Genomic DNA, 20,965 nt, shown 5'->3' on the forward strand with positions numbered 1-20,965 from the left:
TCCCGGTCTCGCGCGACTTCTTCCCGGTCTCGCGCGAGTTCACCCGGTTTCGAGCGACTGTCCCCTGGTTTCGCGCGTCTATCTCTTGATTTCGAGCGACTTGCTCCCGGTTTCGAGTGCCCCCGATTTCAAGCAAGATCCTACATTTCCTTATCCAAAAAACGTTTCACTGTTTCCCCCATAATAGATACGCCAGCAGGAAGAACCCTTTCATTTATATCAAAACTCGGTGTATGCAATTCTCGGGTTTTTCCATCACCAACTGCACATCCCAGAAAGAACATCGCACCCGGTACAACCTGCGTCATATGTGCAAAGTCTTCTCCTCCTAAGCCGAATGGTGTATCAAACACCTTGAACTCCGGGTAAATATCCCTGATAACCTCACGGAAGAGCTGATTAACTGCTGGATGATTTTTTAGTGAAGGATCTTCAGGTGTTATCGTCAATTTATAATCACCATCAAAAACCCTTACTAAAGAAAGGGACTTTTCCAATTCAGCATGTAATAACTCTCTGACATCAGGATCATAGCTCCGAATCGTTCCTTTGATGTGAACTTCAGATGGGATAACATTTCCGGCCGCTCCGCTTTGAATACTGCCGACACTGATTACTGCTGAATCAAGAGGAGAAATCCGGCGCGACACAATTCCATGCATAGCCTGCAGAACAGGACCAAGCATCCAGACAGGATCAGTCCCTAAATGTGGATATGCACCATGTCCACCAGTGCCAAAAACAACAGCATCGAACACATCTACGTTAGCCATGCTATAACCATCGTGTACCTTAACCTCTCCAAGCTGGTTTTCAGGACTCATGTGAAGTGATATAACATGATCGACATTATCAAGCGCTCCTGCTTTAATCATATATGGCGCACCAGTTGAGCCATGGACATCTGCCATTTCTTCAGCAGGCTGAAATAAAAACTTTACAGTCCCTTCTGCCTCACCTTTTTGAAAACTTTCTCCAAGTAAACTAGCAACCCCTAAGCCAATTGCCATATGTGCATCATGTCCGCAAGCATGCATCACACCTTCATTACGGGACTTGAAATCATGATTCGTTTCTTCCTGAATTGGCAATGCATCCATATCTGCTCGAACCGCTATTGTTGGGCCAGATCCTGACGAAAGCGTTCCAACTACTGCTGTTGGATACCCGACTCCAACTTCTACCTGCATACCTGGTATTTTTTCCAATATCGAAGCGATAAATTTTGACGTTTCCACTTCCTGAAAGCTTAATTCTGGAATAGAGTGAAGCTTGCGACGCCACTTGGATAACTGATCAGCCATGTATTGTGCTCTTTTTAACACCTTCACATCCCCCCTTGTAAAAGGCACTTGTTGTAAGCCTTGTGACTTTTAAACTTCGCGGCTAGACAAACTATGTCATAACATACCGCTCTGGAAATACACTACGCGCACCTTAGGGCTTGCGCTGAGCCTCCGATGCATAGGACGTGGCGTACTTAGTCTGCCTCGCTCGCAAAGAACGCTCACTGTGGGGGCTCATCATCTTCGCTTTCCCGCAGGAGTCTTCGTGTATTTCCTTTGCCAGTATGGCGTTTTAGGGCAGTCGACTCCTGCGGGAACAGCAACAGCTGAAGATCCCACAGGAAGCGGTTTTTGCTTCCGAGGAAGCTGAAGCGTTGCCCTAAGGTGCGCGACTGCCCGAAGCGGAAATAAACATACTTGATATAATCTATATGACATTCCCCACAAAAGTTTGGTGAGTGCTTAGGTTTCTACTCAAACAACAACAATATTTTAGAAAACAGCCTTGTAAAAAAAGGGAGTCAACTTAAGGCAACTCCCCCCACTTGGATCAATTAACGGATGCTATAGCTGTGATTTCAACTTTAACCCCTAACAATTGACTGCCAATCGTAATTCTTGCTGGCTTTATTTCTACATCTTCAAAATAGGATGCATATACGCTGTTGAATTCGCGAACATTCTCTTCATTCAAATCAGCTAAATGACATGTCATATGGACTATGTTAGCTAAATCAGCATTCTTTTCAGCTAGAATACCTTTAATATTTTCCAAACTTGCAGCAGCTTGAGCTGCAATTGTATCTCCTGCAGAATCTCCATTTGGATGAACACCATCTTGCCCTGAAATGAAGATAAAACCACCAGATTGAACACCTTGTGAATATGGTCCACTCGGTTGTGGCGCATTGAGCGTCTGTATCATCTGTTTCAAGAAATCACATCCTGTTCACGTAACTGTTCCATCACATTATTCCATTCCAATCGAAACATACTGTGATTCGACAAATGCGTCGATTCCTTCATGACCGCCTTCTCTGCCGATACCGCTCTCTTTCATTCCACCAAAGGGAACCTGTGCTGCTGAAGGTGCGCCGTCATTCCAGCCGACGATCCCAAAATTAAGCTGTTCAATAACACGGTGACCTTTTGCAACATTGTCCGTAAAGACATAAGCAGCTAATCCATATGGCGTATCATTCGCTAATTTCACAGCATCCTCCTCTGACGCGATTTTTTGAATAGGAGCTACAGGACCAAACGTTTCCTCCTGCATTAAAATCATTGATTGGTCTACATCTTTAACGACTGTAGGTGTGAAAAACACGCCACCGTCATCTGTGATTGGTTTACCGCCAGTCACAACATGAGCTCCTTTTTTAACTGCATCTTCCATGTGATAATTCACCTTATCCAAACCAGCCTGATTAATTAATGGTCCAATATCAACGGAATCATCAGCACCGTTTCCAACCTTTAACTTCTCAACTTCTTTCGAAAACTTCTCAACAAATTCATCGTAAATTCCCGCCTGCACATAAATTCGATTAGCACAAATACATGTTTGGCCAGCATTCCTGAATTTAGATGCCATCACACCTTTAACTGCCAAATCAACATTAGCATCATCTAAAATGATCAATGGTGCATGACCGCCGAGTTCCAGTGACAACCGTTTCACCTGATCAGCACTTTGACGAATCAATATTTTTCCAACCTCTGTGGAACCAGTAAAGGTAATTTTTCGAACCATCTCATTATCCATAATCTCTTTAGCTATTTTGGATGATGAACCTGTTACTAGATTTATAACACCTTTTGGAAATCCTGCCTGCTCACATAATTCCATTAATTTAACAGCCGTTAACGGACTTTCACTAGATGGCTTCATAATCACCGTACAGCCAGCAGCTAATGCCGGGCCCATCTTTCGGGTTAACATTGCAGCCGGAAAATTCCAAGGTGTTATTGCTGCAACAACACCAACTGGTTTCTTCCAAACTTGCAGGCGCTTATTCGTTGCATGTGACGGAATTGTTTCACCGTAAATACGCTTACCTTCCTCAGCAAACCATTCAATAAAGGAAGCTGCATATTTCACTTCTCCCCTTGACTCGTTAATTGGCTTACCCATTTCAAGTGTCATTACTTGTGCTACTTCTTCCAGATTATCCAACATAAGCTGATTTAATTTCTTCAAATAACCGGCCCGTTCGTAAGCAGTAAGCCCTGACCATGATTGAAAAGCTTCATGTGCTGCACTGATTGCTTGTGAAGCTTCTTTCTCACCACCATTAGGCACCGTTCCGATAGTTTCACTGTTTGCTGGGTTCACAACGTTTAACGTGTCCAGAGTATCACCAACCCATTCACCGTTAATGTTCATTAAATAATTATTTGTCTTTACTTCATTCATTTTTGCTTCACTCCAATCATGAAATCTAGTATTCTATTATCCATTTACCCCAACAAGCACAGCTTCAATCGATTCTTCCAGGATATTTAGAGCCTCATTAAGCTGTTCATCGGTAATGACTAGTGGCATAAGCAGGCGAACAACATTGTCATGTACACCGGCTTTTAATACAATGACGCCACGCTTATGGGCTTCTTTTAAGACCTGGCCTGTCAGTTCTTTAGCAGGTTCTTTACTATCACGACCTTTGACAAGCTCAAGCGCGCACATAGCCCCAAGACCTCTATATTCGCCGATAATATCGAAACGATCGTACATATTCTTAAATCTTTCCATTACTTTTTCACCAATCATATCAGCACGTTCGTTTATATTTTCCTTCTCCATTACTTCCAGTACGGCAAGACCTGCCCGACAGCCAAGCGGACTACCACAATACGTACCTCCCAGTTCACCAGGTTTTGCACTATCCATTACCTCATCACGGCCAATCACACCACTAATCGGTAACCCAGCAGCCATTGATTTAGAGATAGCTATCAGATCAGGTTCAACTTCAAAATGTTCCATTCCAAAGTACTTTCCGGTGCGGCCAAAACCTGTTTGGATTTCGTCTGCGATAAACAGTATGCCGTGCTGTTTACAAATTTCATATATACCCTGAACGAATTTTTTACTAGGAATAATAAAACCGCTTTCCCCTTGAACAGGCTCCATAATAAATGCTGCTACTTGGCTTGGGTCAACCTCACTAATGAAAAAGCTCTCCACCTGTTCCAACAAATAATCAGTGTATTCTTCTTCATTCATTGATTCAGGCCGGCGATAGTTATAAGGATATGGCGCATGATATACTTCTGGCGCAAACGGACCATATTCATATTTGAATGGTCTAACTTTTCCGGTTAGTGACATTGTCATTAACGTACGGCCATGAAACCCGCCTGAAAATGAGACAACCGCCTGACGCTTCGTGTACTTGCGAGCAATTTTCACGGCGTTTTCCACAGCTTCTGCCCCACTATTCAGGAACATTACTTTCTTTTTGGAGTAACCTGGTGCAAGAGCAGCTATTTTCTCAGCAAATTCGATATATGGATCATACATCATCACGTTAAATCCGGTATGAATGTAGCGATCGACCTGATCGTGTAAAGCGCTTACAACTGTGTCATGACTATGCCCGACATTAATGCAGCCAATTGCTCCAGCTAAATCAATAAAATGGTTTCCGTCAACATCCTGCAGTAATGCACCTTTTGCTTTCTCGACAAATGTTGGAACTCCATAGCCAACCCCTTGAGGTACAACATCATGTCTTCGATCAAGCAGCTTCTTTGCCTTTGGTCCTGGCAGTTCAGTTTTAACGTTCGCAAACTTTGTGTTCATCTTGTAAAGCCTCCCCAACTTAAAATTTTTATTTCACCCCAAGTAGATGTGCTTCCACGTATGCAATATGATTCTTAACACTCTCATTCACTGTATGCACATCTCTTGATACTAATGCTCTTAGCAGTTCTTTATGCTCATCATAGAATGATTGGAAACTGGAATAATATTGATCAAGATGCATAAGAAACGTTCTGATTTGGACTTGCAGCGAGTCGTAGATTTTTATTATTCGCGAGTTACCACATAAATTAACCACATAACTATGAAATTGCATGTCTAGATCGAATAATCCATTCCAATCCTTTTCGTCGGCCTTTACCTTCATTTGATCGATAATCTGCTCTAGGATTTCAATATGCTCTTTTTCAAGACCTTTGATTGCCTGTGTGAAGGCTTGAGATTCAATCAATGTGCGTAACTCAATAATTTCATCCAAATCCTGTTCGGTAAAATCAGCTACATAAGTCCCCTTCCTTGCCTGACTTATCACCAGCTCTTCAATTTCAAGTATCTTCAGTGCTTCGCGAATTGTACTTCGGCTCACATCAAAGCTTTCCGCGAGCTCCGTTTCAAGTAAACGTTCACCAAACTGAATTTCTTCATTCCAGATTTTCCTCTTGAGTTGATCCGCAATTAGCTGACTTAATGGTTTCTGTACGACGTAATTATCATCTTCCATATGCAGAACATCCTTCCTGCCTTTTATCTAAAAATTGTTTTATGTCGATTGTCGACAATAACTTATCTTCATCATAATTCAGACTTTTTGAATTGTCAAACTCTATTTTAATTATTTTTCATAGGAGTTTTTTAGAGTATTCTTCAACTCGTGCCCTGATTTGAATTCCGGGTGAATCCTCGTTCCGCTATTCCCTGCAAAGTCCTCATTTGGAGCTTGTTTTAGGATCCTCCTTCCGTTATTTGTCTTTTCACACCTCCTATTCTATTGATTTTGGGTATTTAACGGAACGAGGATCCACTTCATCCCTGTTAGAGCAGTTTTTTGTCCGTATAGCGGAATGAGGATCCCCATCACAGGTGTGGATAATTATGACTCGCTTAATTATTTTAAATCTTTTATTTTTTCATTGACTTTACACTATATAATGGATATTTTTAGGTTAGATACATTGTCGACATAAATGAAAGTGAGGGATTAAAATGAAGAAAAAAATTATCGCCTACAATCGGGTGGAGAATCCAGTGCTTGAAGATTTACAGAATAAGTACGATGTCCGTTTTTTTAACAATGTTGATACTATCACTAACCCTGATTTCTTAGAGTTCCTTCGTCAAACAGAAGGTATTATCGGTTTGGAAATGCCTGTTGATCGTGAATTGCTGGACCAGGCTCCCAACCTGAAAATAGTCAGCAATGTCTCAGTTGGGTACAGTAACCTGGATATCAGCGAACTGAACAAGCGAAACATTTTGGCGACCAATACACCGGATGTGCTGACAGATACTGTTGCTGATACGGTATTCGGCATCCTATTAGCCACAGCCCGACGTATTCCAGAATTAGATCAATTTGTGAAAAATGGTGAATGGATAACAGAGGCAATTGGACCGGAATATTTTGGCGTTAATGTTCATCATAAAACGTTAGGGATTATCGGAATGGGCAGAATCGGTCAGGCAATTGCGAAACGAGCACACCATGGTTTTGATATGGAAGTTTTATACCATAGCCGTACAAAGAAACCAGATGTTGAAGAGAACTTTAATGCCTCATACTGTAACCTTGATAGTTTACTAGAGAGTTCTGATTTCGTCTGTCTCATTACCCCACTAACACCAGAAACAGAAGGTCTCATCGGAAGTCGGGAATTAAATTTAATGAAACAATCAGCTATTTTCATAAATGGGTCTCGGGGTAAAACTGTCGTGGAGAAGGATTTAATTAAGGCACTTCAAAATGGCAATATTGCTGCAGCTGGGTTAGATGTTTTTGAAAAAGAACCAATTAAGCTGAGCAATCCGTTACTGCAAATGAAAAATGTCGTAACAACTCCTCATATCGGATCATCCACACATGAAACTGAACTGAGGATGTCAGAAGTTGCTGCCAGCAATCTCGAAGCAGGGTTAAAAGGTGAAAAGCCACCTAATTTGATTGATGCAAGCGTTTGGAAGGAATCATAATAACTGTAGAAAACCTGGTTATCCTGAAAGGGATTCTTAGAAAACGTTCGTAGTTTTCACAGAATCCCTTTTACTTCGGTGTGCAAGCCTTAGTTGATTTCGCAATAATGCTTTCTTAACACCAAAAAATAGAGTACAAGAATCAATACGATTTTGTACCCTAAACTATTGAAATTTTTTAGTTTTCAAATTTTAACATTAAATCAAGCAAGCCGTATATTTGGTTTAACCATCAATTCACGTGGGAAGTTAGCCAAAATTTCGCATCCTGTTTCTGTCACCCGGAACGATTCACTAATTTCGACCCCCATATTGTCGGTCCAAATACCTGGAATTAAATGAAACGTCATGTTCGGTTTTAATTCAGTACGGTCCCCAGGTCTAAGGCTTGCAGTATGCTCACCCCAATCCGGAGGGTAGTTTAGTCCCATGGAATACCCCATTCGCGACTCTTTTTTGATCCCGCTTTTTTCTATTACCCTGCGCCAAACCATCTCAAGCTCTTCACAAGTTATACCTGGTTTAACAGCATTTAGTGCCTCATTAATTCCTTCGAGAACAACATCTGATACGTATTGCATATCTTCTGATGGCATCCCGATTACTGCAGTTCTTGCCAACGGTGCATGATAACGTTTATAACAGCCAGCCAACTCAATAATAACCGGATCGCCATGTTTAAATCTATCGTCAGTCCAAGTCAAATGACATGCTGATGTCTTATCTCCGGTCGGTAATAACGGAACAATTGAAGGATAATCACCACCAAAATCTTCGGTGCCGGTTATCTGCGCGTGAGATATTTCTGCTACAACATCACATTCGCGAACCCCTTCATTTATCGTATCAAAAGCAACTTGCATTGCCTTTTCGGAGATTCTGGCAGCTTGCTTCATATAGGAAATCTCTCGATCTGATTTTATGATACGTACCCAATTGACCATATTTGTACCATCTTTAAATGTTGCATTTGGCATCCCTTGTGTTAATCGCATATAGCACTTAGCTGTAAAATAGTACGCATCAAGTTCCACTGCGATTGTTTGCCTCGCCCTATTCTTTTCTTTTAATACGTCACATACAAAGTCCATTGGATGTAAAATAGTGGATTGTACATAATGATCTGCATACGGCGTTATATGATCTTTATCAAGCCATGTAGTATGCAATGCAGCACTAGCATCCTGTCCCCGTCCAACCCAAATCGGCTGTTCCTCATCAATCATTACGACAAGTAATTGGTGAACGTAAAAGGACCAGGCGTCATACCCTGTCAAATAATTCATATTGGCTGGATCCGTTACTAGCAGGATGTCAACCCCGGCATCAGCCATCCTTTTCTTCGTACTAGTTAATCTTTCTTTAAACTCAGATATAGGAAATGTTAACACAAATCATCCCTTCCCCTCGTGCTCAAATTTACTCCATAGATGTAAGCGCATACTTTTTACTGATTAAATGTGGTATTTATGTTTAGCATTACTGGAAAGATTGCTGAGAAGTATAGCTAAGTATAGTAGTGTATGTATTATTGATAAGATTCTTTATACATTAAATGCATAAATGTATGAAAATGTTAGAAAACTCGAAAACGACCTAGCCTTTATGGCGATTGCATTAATTGCACTTATTCAGTAAGAAAGTATTTTGGTTGCGGACAAAGTCTATATTTTGTCGATTGTCGACATTTTCTTAATACTATTATAATTCAGTACAAATCCAAAAGTCAATAAATTTTTATCGCCCATTTTAGCTCCTGTTGATACCAGCGCCTGTCACTTCCCAATTTTTAGCGAAACATTATCCAGTCATCCTAAAAAATGAGATTGGGTCAAAACTAAAACTTTGCTTTCCAGAGATAAACCAATTAGCAGGGGAAGCTTATAATGTTATAATTGGATTTTAGTTTAAAGTTGATAGCGAATTAACTGCTGGAAGACTCTCTATAAACTCTCGATTCGCCGTCAAAGCGTCGCTGTCACACATTTATTCTATAGCGATTACCACTCCAGTCAACAGCGGAGGAAATACACGTAGACTCCTGTGAGAGCGGCGTAATAGCACTCATACTTTTTAAAAAGTAGTTCACAGTTTATACCTTATACGAGTACATACAACATAAAAATCCAAACTATCTTATGAATGAAGGTAGTCCGGATTTTATGTTACTTATACACTTTTGTTCCAGTCTCGTTTTTAGAAAACTTAGCTTATCGCCATGCCTTAAAGGCGATAGCCTTAGTTCCACTTATGCAGTAAGAAAAATCTCTTCCTATGCAACTCGGTCAATCTCTTTTTTCATATGTTCATCTGAATACGCTTTTCCGTACTTAACAATTGAAAACTTATACAGTATAATACCCAGAATTACCCATGCCCCTACAATCACCCATTCATATGGCCAAATAAGTGCAGAAGGCATTCCCGGCATATAAAGTATTGTTATCCCCCCTGACATGACTACTGCAATCCAACCAATTGTTGTGCCCCCACGCAATCTAAATGGACGCTTCATTTCTGGAGATTTTTTACGCAAGATAATAAACGATATAGCTACCATTAACCATGCTACAACCAAACCGAGTCCACCAGCATCAACTAACCATACAAGGGATGGACGGCCTAACAATGGTGCAATAGTAGAGAAAACACCAATCAGCAATATAGCCCGATGTGGCGTATTATATTTAGGATGCAGCTCACCTAGAGACTTTGGAAGCATACCTGCTCTTGCAAGCGCATAGATTGCACGACTTCCACCAACGTAGAAGCCAATCCAACTTGTCAAAATGCCCCCAATACCCCCGAGGACTAGTAGATTACCCATCATCTGGCTATCACCAAATGCTTTTGCCATCGCATCAGCCGTTACCAGATTTGACTCACTTATTTCAGCCGGACTCAGCACACGCGATACACCAAAAATTACAGCAACATACCATACAACTGCAAGAATAACCGAGCCAATTAATAACTGTCCGATTTTCTTTTGTGGAAGATTTATCTCTTCAGCAGCCTGTGGGATAACATCAAATCCGACAAACATAAAAGGAGTCATGATAATTACCGTAAGCAAGCCAGCAATTCCCTTTTCAAAGAATGGCTGCATATTCTGAGCATTTCCTCCAGCGGTACTACCAGTGATCAGCATTAGTCCTGCTATCAGAATCAGCAACGTGAGAATAAACGTTATCGCAGTGGTAAGTTTTATTCCACGGTAATTTATCCACGCAACAAGAACGGATCCTAGTATACCAACACCTGCCCATGTTGCCGTGACATCCCAACCAGCTATCGTGTATAAATAACCTTGGCTATAATCTGGAATTAAATATTCAAAAACAGTAGGAAGAGCAACTGCCTCAAACGCTACAACCGATACATAGCCAAGAATTATTGCCCATGTTGCTATAAACGATGCTGTTCTTCCCATGGCTTTGTAAGTATATACATGTTCACCGCCAGCAAGAGGAAGTGCTGAAGATAATTCCGCATATGTCAGACCAACAACCACAACAAGTAATCCACCAATTGCAAATGCAAGAATAGCCCCCAATGATCCAGCCTCGGTTATCCATAAACCTGTTGTTACCACCCAGCCCCAGCCAATCATCGCACCAAAAGCCAGTGCAAGAACATCTTTATTACCTAAGATTCTTAATAATTTTCTCTCTTCCATTTTGCTCCCTCCGATCGATTTTGGTACTTTTTTAGCAAGTCCATGTATCATTCATATGTTTTTCCTGGAATAAATATTTCATTATCAGGATGTGACACCAAGCTGTTTTTGAACGGACAATACAGAATCGTGTAGTTTTTCCACCAATGTATTAATCTGCTTGTTATCTATAACAATTGGTGGTGCAAAGCAGATAATATCTGTACCTTCAAAAGTGACAGGACGGCATATAACTCCTCTATCATGTAAAGCTTCAATTACTCTTGGAGCAACATTCAAATCTGATGTGAATCGCTTATTTGTTGCTGGATCCTGAACAAGTCCAACTGCACCAAGAAGTCCAATAGTTCGTACATCACCCACAATATCAAGGTTTCCCTTCATTTTTTTGAATCCTTTCAGTAGTTCCTCTCCCATTTTCCGGGAATTTTCAACCAGACTTTCCTGTTCAATAATCTCGATATTTTTCAATGCGACTGCTGCCGCTGTCGGGTGTCCACTATATGTAAACCCATGGAATAAGGTACCTTTTGACTTTTCCTTTAGCACGTTGTGGATATGATCCGAAACTACAACACCACCCAGCGGAATATAACCACTAGTAACTCCTTTTGCGAATGTCATCAGATCAGGTGTAACTCCCCACTTTTCCATTCCAAACATTTTTCCAGTTCGGCCAAACCCGGTTATTATTTCATCAGCAATAAACAAAATTTCGTATTCATCACATAATTTGCGAACTTCTTTAAAATAATCTGATGGAGGAATCAGCACACCTCCAGCACCTTGAACAGGTTCTGCCAAAAATGCCGCTATATTCTCTGCCCCTTCCTCTTCAATCACTTGACGAAGAGAAGCTATTGCCTTTTCCGTATTGCCTCCATATGGTGTTTCCGCATGGGTAAAATCAGTCATCATATGTCCGGCCATACCCCAAAATTCCGGTATTCCTGTCACACTAGTAGATGCAGCAGCCACTCCATGATAGCCTCGCTTTAGAGCTATAATTTTTCTCCGGTCCGGCTTCCCTTGTACTTTCCAGTAATGGCGAACGAGCTTAATAGCAGAATCATTTGACTCCGAACCGCCGGATGTAAAAAATACAGCATTCAAACCTGTGGGAGAAATAGATGCAATCTTCTCAGCTAGTTTTATCGCAGGTTCATGGCTAAAAGTTGAAAAAGCAGAACTATATCCTAACTTCTTCAATTGCTGTGCAGCCACTTCGGCTAGTTCTTCCCTTCCATGTCCAATATTTACATTCCAAAGAGACGACATGGCATCAATGTATACGTTTCCATTTGTGTCCGTTAAGTAAATTCCCTCCCCCTTTTCCATAATGACTTTCGCTCCATCCCGCTGTTGTTGCTGGATTGACGAAGTTGGATGGATAAAATGCCTCTTATCTATTTCAGTTAAATTTTCCACACTGGTCCCTCCCTATGTTGTTCTGATCTTTACTTATAAATAAAAAACCAGAAATATGGACAGGAGAAAATAAGGTATATACTCCCATCTATATAACTGGTTCTGATCTAGGTACTTGCTCCACTTATCCAGCAGAGTCAATTAGATTTGGCAGTTAATAATATTTGATTATTATTAATTTACCAAATATTTAGTTAGTGGTCAACTTCTTTTTTGATAGTCTTAATTTTTACCCTTAGTCTATTTGCAGTTTATATTTTTTGTATAAAATCAACATACTGTCTTTTGCTATAACGTAAAACACCCAATATGTATGAGGATAGCTAAGATTTTTGACATGAATGTTTTATCATGACAAATTTAAATAGTATAATAACTGTGGAGGTGAGAATCAGATGAATAAAACGGTAAAAGAAATACTCATGATAATCGTTGGCTCATTCATTTTTGCAATCGGAGTTAATTATTTCGCCATCCCAAACCGTCTATCAGAAGGTGGCGTAATCGGTATTACAATTGTTACGTTTTATCTTTTCGACTGGTCCCCTGGGATTGTTAACTTCATCCTTAACACATCACTCGTGGCGGTCGGTTATAAATTCTTTGATAAACGTGTAATCGTTTATACAATAATTGCAATTATTTTTTCTTCATTATTTTTACACTTCACAGTTGGCTGGGGTGACGAAATAAATGGTGATACATTGCTTGCCGCTTTATTCGCTGGTTTATCGGTTGGCCTCGGACTTGGACTTATTTTCCGATCGGGTGGTACGTCTGGTGGATCAGCTATCCTCGCCAGGCTTGGAAATCAGCTATTAGGCTGGACAATTGGTAAGGGAATGCTTGTAATCGATATTGCCGTTATTGTTGTATCCTCCTTTATCATTGGTCAGGAAAAAGCCATGTACACACTGATTTCTGTTTATGTCGGCGCAAAAGTAATTGATGTTGTTGTGGAAGGTGCCAATGAACGGACGGCCGTAATGATTATATCCAGCCACCCGGATCAAGTACTGGATGCGGTGACTAACAAGATGGATCGAGGTATCACGATACTTGAAGGAAGAGGCGGCTATACAAAATCACATCGCGAAGTATTGTATCTTGTCATTAACAGATATGAAATCGTCCCCTTCCGAAAAATAATTATGGCTATCGATCCAGAAGCATATGTAACCGTACACGGCGTCCAGGAAATATTCCGAAAAGGATATAAAGGCAGGTAGTGATGTTGCCTGTTGCTACCCGAATTACAGTGAATAATGTGGAATCAGCCAAATAAGTATAAAAAAGGTCAGCATTCTATGATAGATGCTGACCTTTTTTTATTTCCCCATATAAGTACATCCTATATTTTATCATCTTCTCTGTGGCAAATCCGGAGATGCTGTCTAAAATCACATTACTATTCAGCAATGTCCTTTATAAAAGCCCGAACTACAGGCACTCTCCCCTACAACTTTAACTTATCAATATGTATAAGTATTTTATATCACTTTTCTAAGTTTAAATAATTTATTATTATCAACAATAAGCATAGTATAGTAATTGAAGGAAGGGAAAATCATCTCTGACTTCACGATACCCCCTTTGTGGCCACAGGGGTATTCATTTCCATCAAAATATTTGGAGGTGACTCACATGTCAAAGCAAGAAAGTACAATGGTTGAACAGCTTGCAGATTGGACCCATGACATTAAATGGAACGACCTTTCTGAAGAAGCAATTGCAACTCTTAAAGGGCGCATGCTTGACTCGATTGGCTGTGCAATAGGATCGCTTGAGGGTGAACCTGTTAAAGCGATTTGCAAAATGACAGAAGATTTGGGTGGAGAACCACTGGTCACATTAATCGGTGGCGGAAAAACGACCCCTGATTATGCAACATTCCATAACGGGGCTACAATTCGCTATCTGGATTTCAACGACTCTTATTTAGCTAAGGATGAAACCGGTCATCCATCAGATAATATAGCACCAGTCCTGGCAGCTGCAGAATATGCTGATGCCGACGGACGTGACTTTCTAACAGCACTTGCCATTGCCTACCAGGTTCAATGCCGTCTGTCAGATGTCGCACCAGTAAGAAATCACGGGTTTGATCATACCGTTCAGGGTGAGTACGGAGCAGCTGCCGGAGCCGCGCGAGCTATGGGGCTTAGCAGCAAACAGATTGCAAACGCCATTGCGATTGCAGGTACCGGCTACAATTCACTGCGCGTAACAAGAACCGGCGAACTTTCGAACTGGAAAGGTCTCGCCTACCCAAACACTGCGATGGGTGCAGTTCACGCAACATTGCTTGCAAACTATGGGATTACAGGACCACGCGAAGTTTTCGAAGGCAATAAAGGATTGATGGATTCAATTGCGGGTCAATTTAAAATAGATTGGGCGAAGGAAGATCTTGAACGCGTCACTGAAACAATCATAAAGCGCTACAATGCAGAAATACATTCACAGTCATCCATTGAAGGAATTCTCGAACTGCGTGACCGTGAAAAAATCGAAGCCCGTGATATAAAAGAAATTCGTCTCACCACCTTTGATGTTGCCTACAACATTATCGGTGGCGGAGAAGAAGGTGGCAAAAAAATAATCCGTTATAAAGAAGAAGCTGATCACTCGCTGCCTTATATGCTATCTGCAGCATATTTGGATGGTAACGTCATGCCTGAACAGTATGAAGCGGATCGCATAAATCAGGATGATATCCAGCAACTTCTTCAAAAAGTGCATGTTAAGCCAAGCGAAGAATTTAGTGAACGTTTCCCAGACGAAATGGCGTGCAGGATTGAAATCGAAACAAATGATGGTCGTATTTTTGACATCGATAAACGTGACTATCAAGGATTCAAGACGCAGCCCGCCAGCTGGGAAGTACTAATGGAAAAATATGATGGATTGACTCAAAAGATTAACAGCAATTTGGCTGCTGAAATCGCCAACACAATAAGAAATCTTGAAAACGTAAAAATCAGTGAACTAACTGCATTACTTGGTCAAATAAAAATCAAGGAGGATATATCATTATGAGTAATCAAAGAGCATTTCAAGGAATTCGCATGAACAGTCGCCAGGAAAAGCCACGTACACGTGGAATAACTGAAATTCGTGGACCATACTATTCCGTTATGGGCAAAAATTATCTCCAGGATATTTTAGAAACAATGGGAGGTTATGTTGATTCATTAAAGTTTGCAGGCGGGGCTTTCACATTATACCCTGAGGACAAACTTCGTGAACTACTCGATTTGGCACACGATTATGGTGTGAAAGTATCGACTGGTGGATTTATGGAAACAGTTGTAACACAAGGTCCTGAAGCAATCGATCACTATATAAGTGAATGTAAACGTGTCGGCTTTGACATTATCGAAATTTCCACAGGCTTCATTACCATGCCAAAGGATGATATTGTCCGTTTGGTTGAAAAGGTACAAAATGCCGGCTTACTCGCCAAACCGGAAATCGGCGTACAATTTGGTGCAGGCGGTACAAATACAGTTGAACAAAATGAAGCTGAAGGTATAACAGATCCAGCACAGGCAATCGAAGTCGGCAAAAGATGCCTAGACGCCGGAGCTTATATGTTGATGATTGAATCAGAAGGTATTACAGAAAGTGTTCGCACATGGCGTACCGAAGTCGCAACTCAGTTCGCACGTGAACTCGGTACTGAGAAAGTAATGTTTGAGGCAGCTGATCCGGATGTATTTGAATGGTATATTAAAAACTACGGCCCGGAAATTAACGTCTTCGTTGATCACAGCCAGATTGTACAGCTTGAAACATTACGCCGTGGTACATGGGGAACAAAAGACTTATGGGGCCGCGTGGTTACACTAGGTGAATAATAATTTAAAACAAAATCGGATATAGCCGGGCATACTAACCCGGCTATATTTTTTTAGCAGATAAGTATAACTACTTTCTTACTGCATAAGTGCATCTAAGGCAATTCGCCCAAAGGCTTAGCGAATGCCAAGTTTTCTAATAAAATTTGACCTGTGACAATTAATAGGTGTATAAACTGCCATATAATTAATTAAAGTAAATAAAAAGTGGGAAGTGGACAGTATGAAGGTAACTGCATTTATTACCATAATTGCAATGACTGTATTGGCTGCTTTAGCTATGCAATTTGACGGCAATACACAACGTCTGTCGGAAGCGTTAAATGTCAATCCCGACGCTGTCACCAAAATTTCATTATCCCCGCCATCCAAAAGTAGCTACAACAATACAACTGATGACGACAAGATAGATGAATTTATCGATTACATTGAGAAATTAAAATATAGTAAAGTTAGAGGAAATAAACCATCCTATTTACCTATGACAGCAAGTATGATCTATCTGTATGAAAATGGTGAAGTAGACTTTATCGTTTCATTTGAGAACAAAGTAATGATAAGTAAGGAAGTTTTTGAGGTGAAAAATGGAGAAATCAAACATAGTTTTATAACTGATTATTATAAATCACTGGAATTAAATGGTAAACCAGATGAATTAATTGAAAGTAATTCTCATTAGGACGTATAATACAGTTAGTACTAGATAAAAAGGAGATGGTCTCTAATGGCTAGAATTTTAGTTATATATGCAAGCCTGACTGGCAGTACAGAAATAATGGCAGAAGGAATTGTGGAACATATCAAAGATGATCATGATGTTGTCGTCAAAACGTTTGACTTTGATCCAATTGATGCAAAAGAAATGGAGAATTTTGACGGAATATTGATTGGCTCTTATTCATGGGATGACGATATTCCATTTGAAGTAGAAGGATTTCATGATGATATGGATGAAGTTGATTTAACAGGAAAACTTGTTGGTGTATTTGGATCATGTGACTCCTATTACGATATATATGGTCCCGCACTTGATACTATGGCTTTGAAAGCAGAGAAACAAAATGCAACGGTCTTTGAGGAAAAATTAAAAATTGAACTTGAACCCGATCCTGACGACATCGAGCATTGCCAGCGTTTTGCCGATGAATTTTTAAAAGAAATAAAGAAATGAATACATAGGAGTCTACGTATTCTGCCTCCACTGATAGAGATTTACTGAATAGAGAATGAAGTGTACCTTATGGCTATGAAGTAATGTCATAACAAGCATTGAATAATTTACAGGATAAAGTGAGCAAAACACAGCGTAGGAAATACATGGAGACTCCTGCGGGAAAAGCAACAGCTGAAGCGTTGCCCGCGGAAAGCGGAATCTATTTCCGAAGCGGTGCCATGCTACTCATCTTATAAAGGGTGGGGAAATCAAGAAATCACAGAACATACTTCAGCCCTTAGTTTCTAAGGGCTTTAACAATATCCGTCAAACTCAATTAACCTGTAAGCCTGTTTGATCAATTTGTAATGCGGCAATCGTGTAACCTGCTAGTCCTGCTTCCATTTGTTCCCGAATGTATGCTCCCTTTCCTTTAGGAACAAAGGAAATCATAGTTGGTCCCGCTCCGCTTATCACTGTTCCGTACGCACCCATGGCTTTTGCTTCCTGCCTTATATTTTCGTAGTTCGGTATAAGTTCTGCACGATATGGCTCATGAAATAGATCATTTTCCATCATCCTACCTGCAACATGATAATCCCCAGATAATAGGGCGGCAATCATTACGTTGCTAACGGCACTTGCAGTAGTGGCACTTTTCCTGGAAAAATTAGTTGGAAGAACACTCCGCGCGGTTTCAGTCTTCAGTTCACTATCAGGTATACAGACAACAACATCTAAAACAAGTGCAGGTAACCTGATATATTCAACTTGATCATTCGTTGTTGTAGCAGTAACGACTACCCCGCCAAATAAGGAAGCTGCAATATTGTCCGGATGTCCTTCGATATCGGTCCCATATTGCAGCTTTTGTTCAACTGTTAATGACAGATCACATAGCTGATTTGCTAATTCAATCCCAGCCAGTACCGCGGATGCACTGCTGCCGAGTCCCCGTGCTAACGGAATTTCACTAGCTACAGTTACGTTACATCCTGGCAATACTTTTTGATGGCTGTCTGCTGTTTGCTTGGCAATTTGATAGATGAAATGATCCGTATAGTTTGTGAAAGAAGGGAGAAAATGGGATTTGTGCTCAAACTCCCATTCCTCCTGTACTGTTACATCCAATGTCAAAAAGCGGTTTAATGCAAGGCCTGCTGAATCAAATCCTGGCCCTATATTTGCTGAGCTTGCTGGGATAGAGACCTTAAACTGTTTCAAGGTCTGTCACCATATCTGTGATATAAGCCGTAACTTTTTCTTCATCATTTGGAAGTGACACAGGATCAACCGTTACCTGTTCAATCGCTGTCTGTGGATCCTTCAGACCGTTTCCAGTTAGCACTGCCGCAACCTTGCTGCCTTGTTTAATAGTCCCTTCCTTACACTGCTGAATCACTCCCGCAATCGATGCACAGGATCCAGGCTCCGCAAAAATACCTTCCTTTTTTGCCAGAAGTTGAAATGCTTTTTTTATTTCATCGTCTGTTACCATGCCAATTTTTCCATCAGATTCATCTCTTGCAGCTATAGCCATGTCCCAGCTTGCCGGATTGCCGATGCGAATTGCTGTTGCAACTGTCTCTGGATTTGGAATGATTTTATTCTTTACAATAGCTGCGGCTCCCTCAGCTTCAAACCCAAACATTCTCGGAAGGCCTGTTTGCTTTTCTTCATTATATTCTTTAAAGCCTTTCCAGTAAGCACTAATATTCCCAGCGTTCCCAACAGGAATAGCAAGGATATCAGGTGACTCTCCAAGCTGTTCACAAACCTCAAATGCAGCTGTCTTTTGTCCTTCAAGACGATAAGGATTCACCGAATTCACAAGTGTAACAGGGGCATTTTCACTTAGTTTACGCACCATTTTCAACGCATCATCAAAGTTGCCGTCAATTTCTACAATCTCAGCACCATACATTTTTGCCTGTGCAAGTTTTCCAAGTGCTACTTTTCCCTTAGGAATGACAATAATTGCGCGTATACCTGCTCTTGCAGCATAAGCAGCTGCTGAGGCTGATGTATTCCCGGTTGAAGCACAGATGACGGATTTACTTCCTTCTTCAACTGCCTTTGCAACAGCCATCACCATGCCGCGATCTTTAAAAGAGCCAGTAGGATTTGCTCCTTCCACTTTGCCATACAGTTCCACACCCAATAATTCTGACAAGTGTGGAAAATGAATTAATGGTGTATTGCCTTCATGAAGTGTCAAGGCAGGTGTATTTTTAGTAACAGGTAAATAGCTTTGGTAATGATCAATTATTCCTTGCCAGCTCATTGGTCATAGCCCCCTTCAATACGGAAATAGCTTTTCACTTCCTCCACAACATCGACCTTTGCTAAGTTTTCCAGCGCTTGATTGATTTTTTTCAACGTTGTTTGATGTGTAACTACGATAACCTCAGCAAGACCATTTTCCTTATCATTCTTGATTGGATCCTGCAAAATCCGTTCGAAACTTATATCCAATTCATTAAACAAGGATGAGATTTCTGTAAATGTTCCGCTCCGATCCTGCACATGTATCCTAAAATAATACTGTCCAAAGCGCTGTTCAGGTGATTTAAGCACCTTGTCATAGCGAGGTGTCACAACCTGTTGTCCAGTTACACCGAGCAGCATATTTTTAATGACCGCAGTTACATCAGACATTACAGCTGTAGCGGTCGGTAAACTTCCTGCTCCTGGACCGTAAAACATTGTCTCGCCAACAGCCTTTCCGTTAACATAAACGGCATTGTACTCATTTTTCACTGCTGCCAGCGGATGACTTTCAGGCAAAAATGTTGGCTGTACACTTACTTCAACCTGTTTATCCTGAAAATCCGCAAAGCCTATCAGCTTCATTTTAAGGCCAAGCTGCCTCCCAAACTGGAGGTCCTCTAGGGCCAGACCCTCAATTCCATCAACCTCTACATCCGCAAGATCTACTGATGTTGAAAAGGCAAGTCGGGCAAGGATAGCCATTTTTCTAGCGGCGTCAAGTCCACCTACATCCCCTGTAGGATCAGCCTCAGCAAAGCCTAGCTCCTGGGCTTCTTTTAATGCATCTTCATAGGCTACTCCCTCGTCGTCCATTTTCGTTAAAATATAATTTGTAGTCCCGTTAACAATCCCCATCACTTTTTCAATTCGGTCTGATGCGAGTCCATCGACTATACCACCGATAATCGGGATTCCTCCTGCTACACTGGCTTCATAGAACAAATCACATCCATTTTGTTTTGCCGCATGTTGCAGCTCTGGACCGTGTAATGCCATTAAATCTTTATTAGCAGTTACCACGTGCTTTTTAGCTTCAAACGCTCTTAAAATATGTTCACGTGCTTCATCAATACCACCCATCACTTCAATGATGATGTCAATCTCAGGGTCAGCCAGCACTGCTTCTGGATTTGTCGTTAGGTTGCCGGGGTTCACCTGGACATCACGATCTTTTTCCAAGTCACAAACCAAAATACTTTTGACAGTAACCCCGCGCCCCAGCTGGTGAACAAGTTCTTCCTGATGCCCGTCAATAATTTGGACCACACCAGATCCAACTGTTCCTAATCCTAATAGTCCTACTGCTATATTATTTTCCATACACTCACCTCATTT

At 41.0% G+C, this 20,965-nt stretch carries 17 protein-coding genes; 6 read left to right on the forward strand and 11 right to left on the reverse strand.

Translation table 11 applies throughout. The features are described 5' to 3' along the window. Positions 1-140: 140 nt before the first annotated feature. The 5 genes from ACTWQM_RS01665 to ACTWQM_RS01685 form a co-directional block, all read right to left on the reverse strand. Complete coding sequence (locus ACTWQM_RS01665; protein WP_443257071.1) at positions 141-1,304, reverse strand: M20 metallopeptidase family protein; 1,164 nt, start codon at positions 1,302-1,304, stop codon at positions 141-143. A gap of 532 nt (positions 1,305-1,836) precedes the next feature. Beyond that, positions 1,837-2,211, reverse strand: coding sequence for a RidA family protein (locus tag ACTWQM_RS01670; protein ID WP_443257072.1), 375 nt, complete (start codon positions 2,209-2,211; stop codon positions 1,837-1,839). Between the two features lie 45 nt (positions 2,212-2,256). After that, positions 2,257-3,702, reverse strand: coding sequence for an NAD-dependent succinate-semialdehyde dehydrogenase (locus tag ACTWQM_RS01675; protein ID WP_443256430.1), 1,446 nt, complete (start codon positions 3,700-3,702; stop codon positions 2,257-2,259). Between the two features lie 36 nt (positions 3,703-3,738). Beyond that, entirely contained in the window at positions 3,739-5,091 is a 1,353-nt protein-coding gene (gene gabT, locus ACTWQM_RS01680; protein ID WP_443256431.1) for a 4-aminobutyrate--2-oxoglutarate transaminase, read from the reverse strand. A gap of 28 nt (positions 5,092-5,119) precedes the next feature. After that, entirely contained in the window at positions 5,120-5,773 is a 654-nt protein-coding gene (locus ACTWQM_RS01685) for a GntR family transcriptional regulator (protein WP_443256432.1), read from the reverse strand. A gap of 482 nt (positions 5,774-6,255) precedes the next feature. On the opposite strand from ACTWQM_RS01685, the gene ACTWQM_RS01690 reads away from it, so the two are divergent. Further along, entirely contained in the window at positions 6,256-7,239 is a 984-nt protein-coding gene (locus tag ACTWQM_RS01690; RefSeq protein WP_443256433.1) for a 2-hydroxyacid dehydrogenase, read from the forward strand. A gap of 203 nt (positions 7,240-7,442) precedes the next feature. On the opposite strand, the gene ACTWQM_RS01695 is transcribed toward ACTWQM_RS01690, so the two are convergent. The 3 genes from ACTWQM_RS01695 to ACTWQM_RS01705 form a co-directional block, all read right to left on the reverse strand. Next, positions 7,443-8,630 (reverse strand): M24 family metallopeptidase, encoded by a 1,188-nt coding sequence (locus ACTWQM_RS01695; protein WP_443256434.1) that lies wholly within the window; start codon positions 8,628-8,630, stop codon positions 7,443-7,445. Between the two features lie 881 nt (positions 8,631-9,511). Beyond that, a complete protein-coding gene (locus tag ACTWQM_RS01700) occupies positions 9,512-10,918 on the reverse strand; it encodes an APC family permease (RefSeq protein WP_443256435.1) in 1,407 nt (468 codons plus the stop codon). A gap of 84 nt (positions 10,919-11,002) precedes the next feature. Continuing rightward, a complete protein-coding gene (locus tag ACTWQM_RS01705) occupies positions 11,003-12,346 on the reverse strand; it encodes an aminotransferase family protein (protein WP_443256436.1) in 1,344 nt (447 codons plus the stop codon). Between the two features lie 395 nt (positions 12,347-12,741). Here ACTWQM_RS01705 and ACTWQM_RS01710 point away from each other — a divergent pair, with 395 nt between their 5' ends. The 5 genes from ACTWQM_RS01710 (at position 12,742) to ACTWQM_RS01730 (ending at position 17,377) form a co-directional block, all read left to right on the forward strand. After that, a complete protein-coding gene (locus tag ACTWQM_RS01710) occupies positions 12,742-13,575 on the forward strand; it encodes a YitT family protein (RefSeq protein ID WP_443256437.1) in 834 nt (277 codons plus the stop codon). Positions 13,576-13,990: 415 nt separating this feature from the next. After that, the gene (locus ACTWQM_RS01715) at positions 13,991-15,385 is read left to right on the forward strand and encodes an MmgE/PrpD family protein (protein WP_443256438.1); all 1,395 of its coding nucleotides are present in this window, start codon (positions 13,991-13,993) and stop codon (positions 15,383-15,385) included. After that, positions 15,382-16,206, forward strand: a complete 825-nt coding sequence (locus tag ACTWQM_RS01720) for a phosphosulfolactate synthase (protein WP_443256439.1) — start codon at positions 15,382-15,384, stop codon at positions 16,204-16,206. Before ACTWQM_RS01715 ends, ACTWQM_RS01720 begins: the two co-directional genes overlap by 4 nt. A gap of 223 nt (positions 16,207-16,429) precedes the next feature. Then, on the forward strand, positions 16,430-16,885 hold the full coding sequence (locus tag ACTWQM_RS01725; RefSeq protein WP_443256440.1) for a hypothetical protein: 456 nt from the start codon (positions 16,430-16,432) through the stop codon (positions 16,883-16,885). Positions 16,886-16,930: 45 nt separating this feature from the next. Further along, a complete protein-coding gene (locus ACTWQM_RS01730) occupies positions 16,931-17,377 on the forward strand; it encodes a flavodoxin domain-containing protein (RefSeq protein WP_443256441.1) in 447 nt (148 codons plus the stop codon). A 315-nt stretch (positions 17,378-17,692) separates the two neighbouring features. Here the strand turns inward: ACTWQM_RS01730 and thrB are convergent, their stop codons facing one another. The 3 genes from thrB to ACTWQM_RS01745 are packed head-to-tail and all read right to left on the reverse strand — an operon-like array spanning position 17,693 to position 20,950. Beyond that, positions 17,693-18,583, reverse strand: coding sequence for a homoserine kinase (gene thrB, locus ACTWQM_RS01735; RefSeq protein ID WP_443256442.1), 891 nt, complete (start codon positions 18,581-18,583; stop codon positions 17,693-17,695). Next, positions 18,570-19,643 (reverse strand): threonine synthase, encoded by a 1,074-nt coding sequence (gene thrC / locus ACTWQM_RS01740; RefSeq protein ID WP_443256443.1) that lies wholly within the window; start codon positions 19,641-19,643, stop codon positions 18,570-18,572. The genes thrB and thrC overlap by 14 nt, the downstream gene beginning before the upstream one ends. Continuing rightward, the gene (locus ACTWQM_RS01745) at positions 19,640-20,950 is read right to left on the reverse strand and encodes a homoserine dehydrogenase (protein WP_443256444.1); all 1,311 of its coding nucleotides are present in this window, start codon (positions 20,948-20,950) and stop codon (positions 19,640-19,642) included. The genes thrC and ACTWQM_RS01745 overlap by 4 nt, the downstream gene beginning before the upstream one ends. Between the last annotated feature and the right edge of the window lie 15 nt (positions 20,951-20,965).

Origin of the sequence: Virgibacillus sp. L01, from assembly GCF_052246775.1 — a bacterium.
Lineage (GTDB): Bacteria > Bacillota > Bacilli > Bacillales > Amphibacillaceae > Lentibacillus.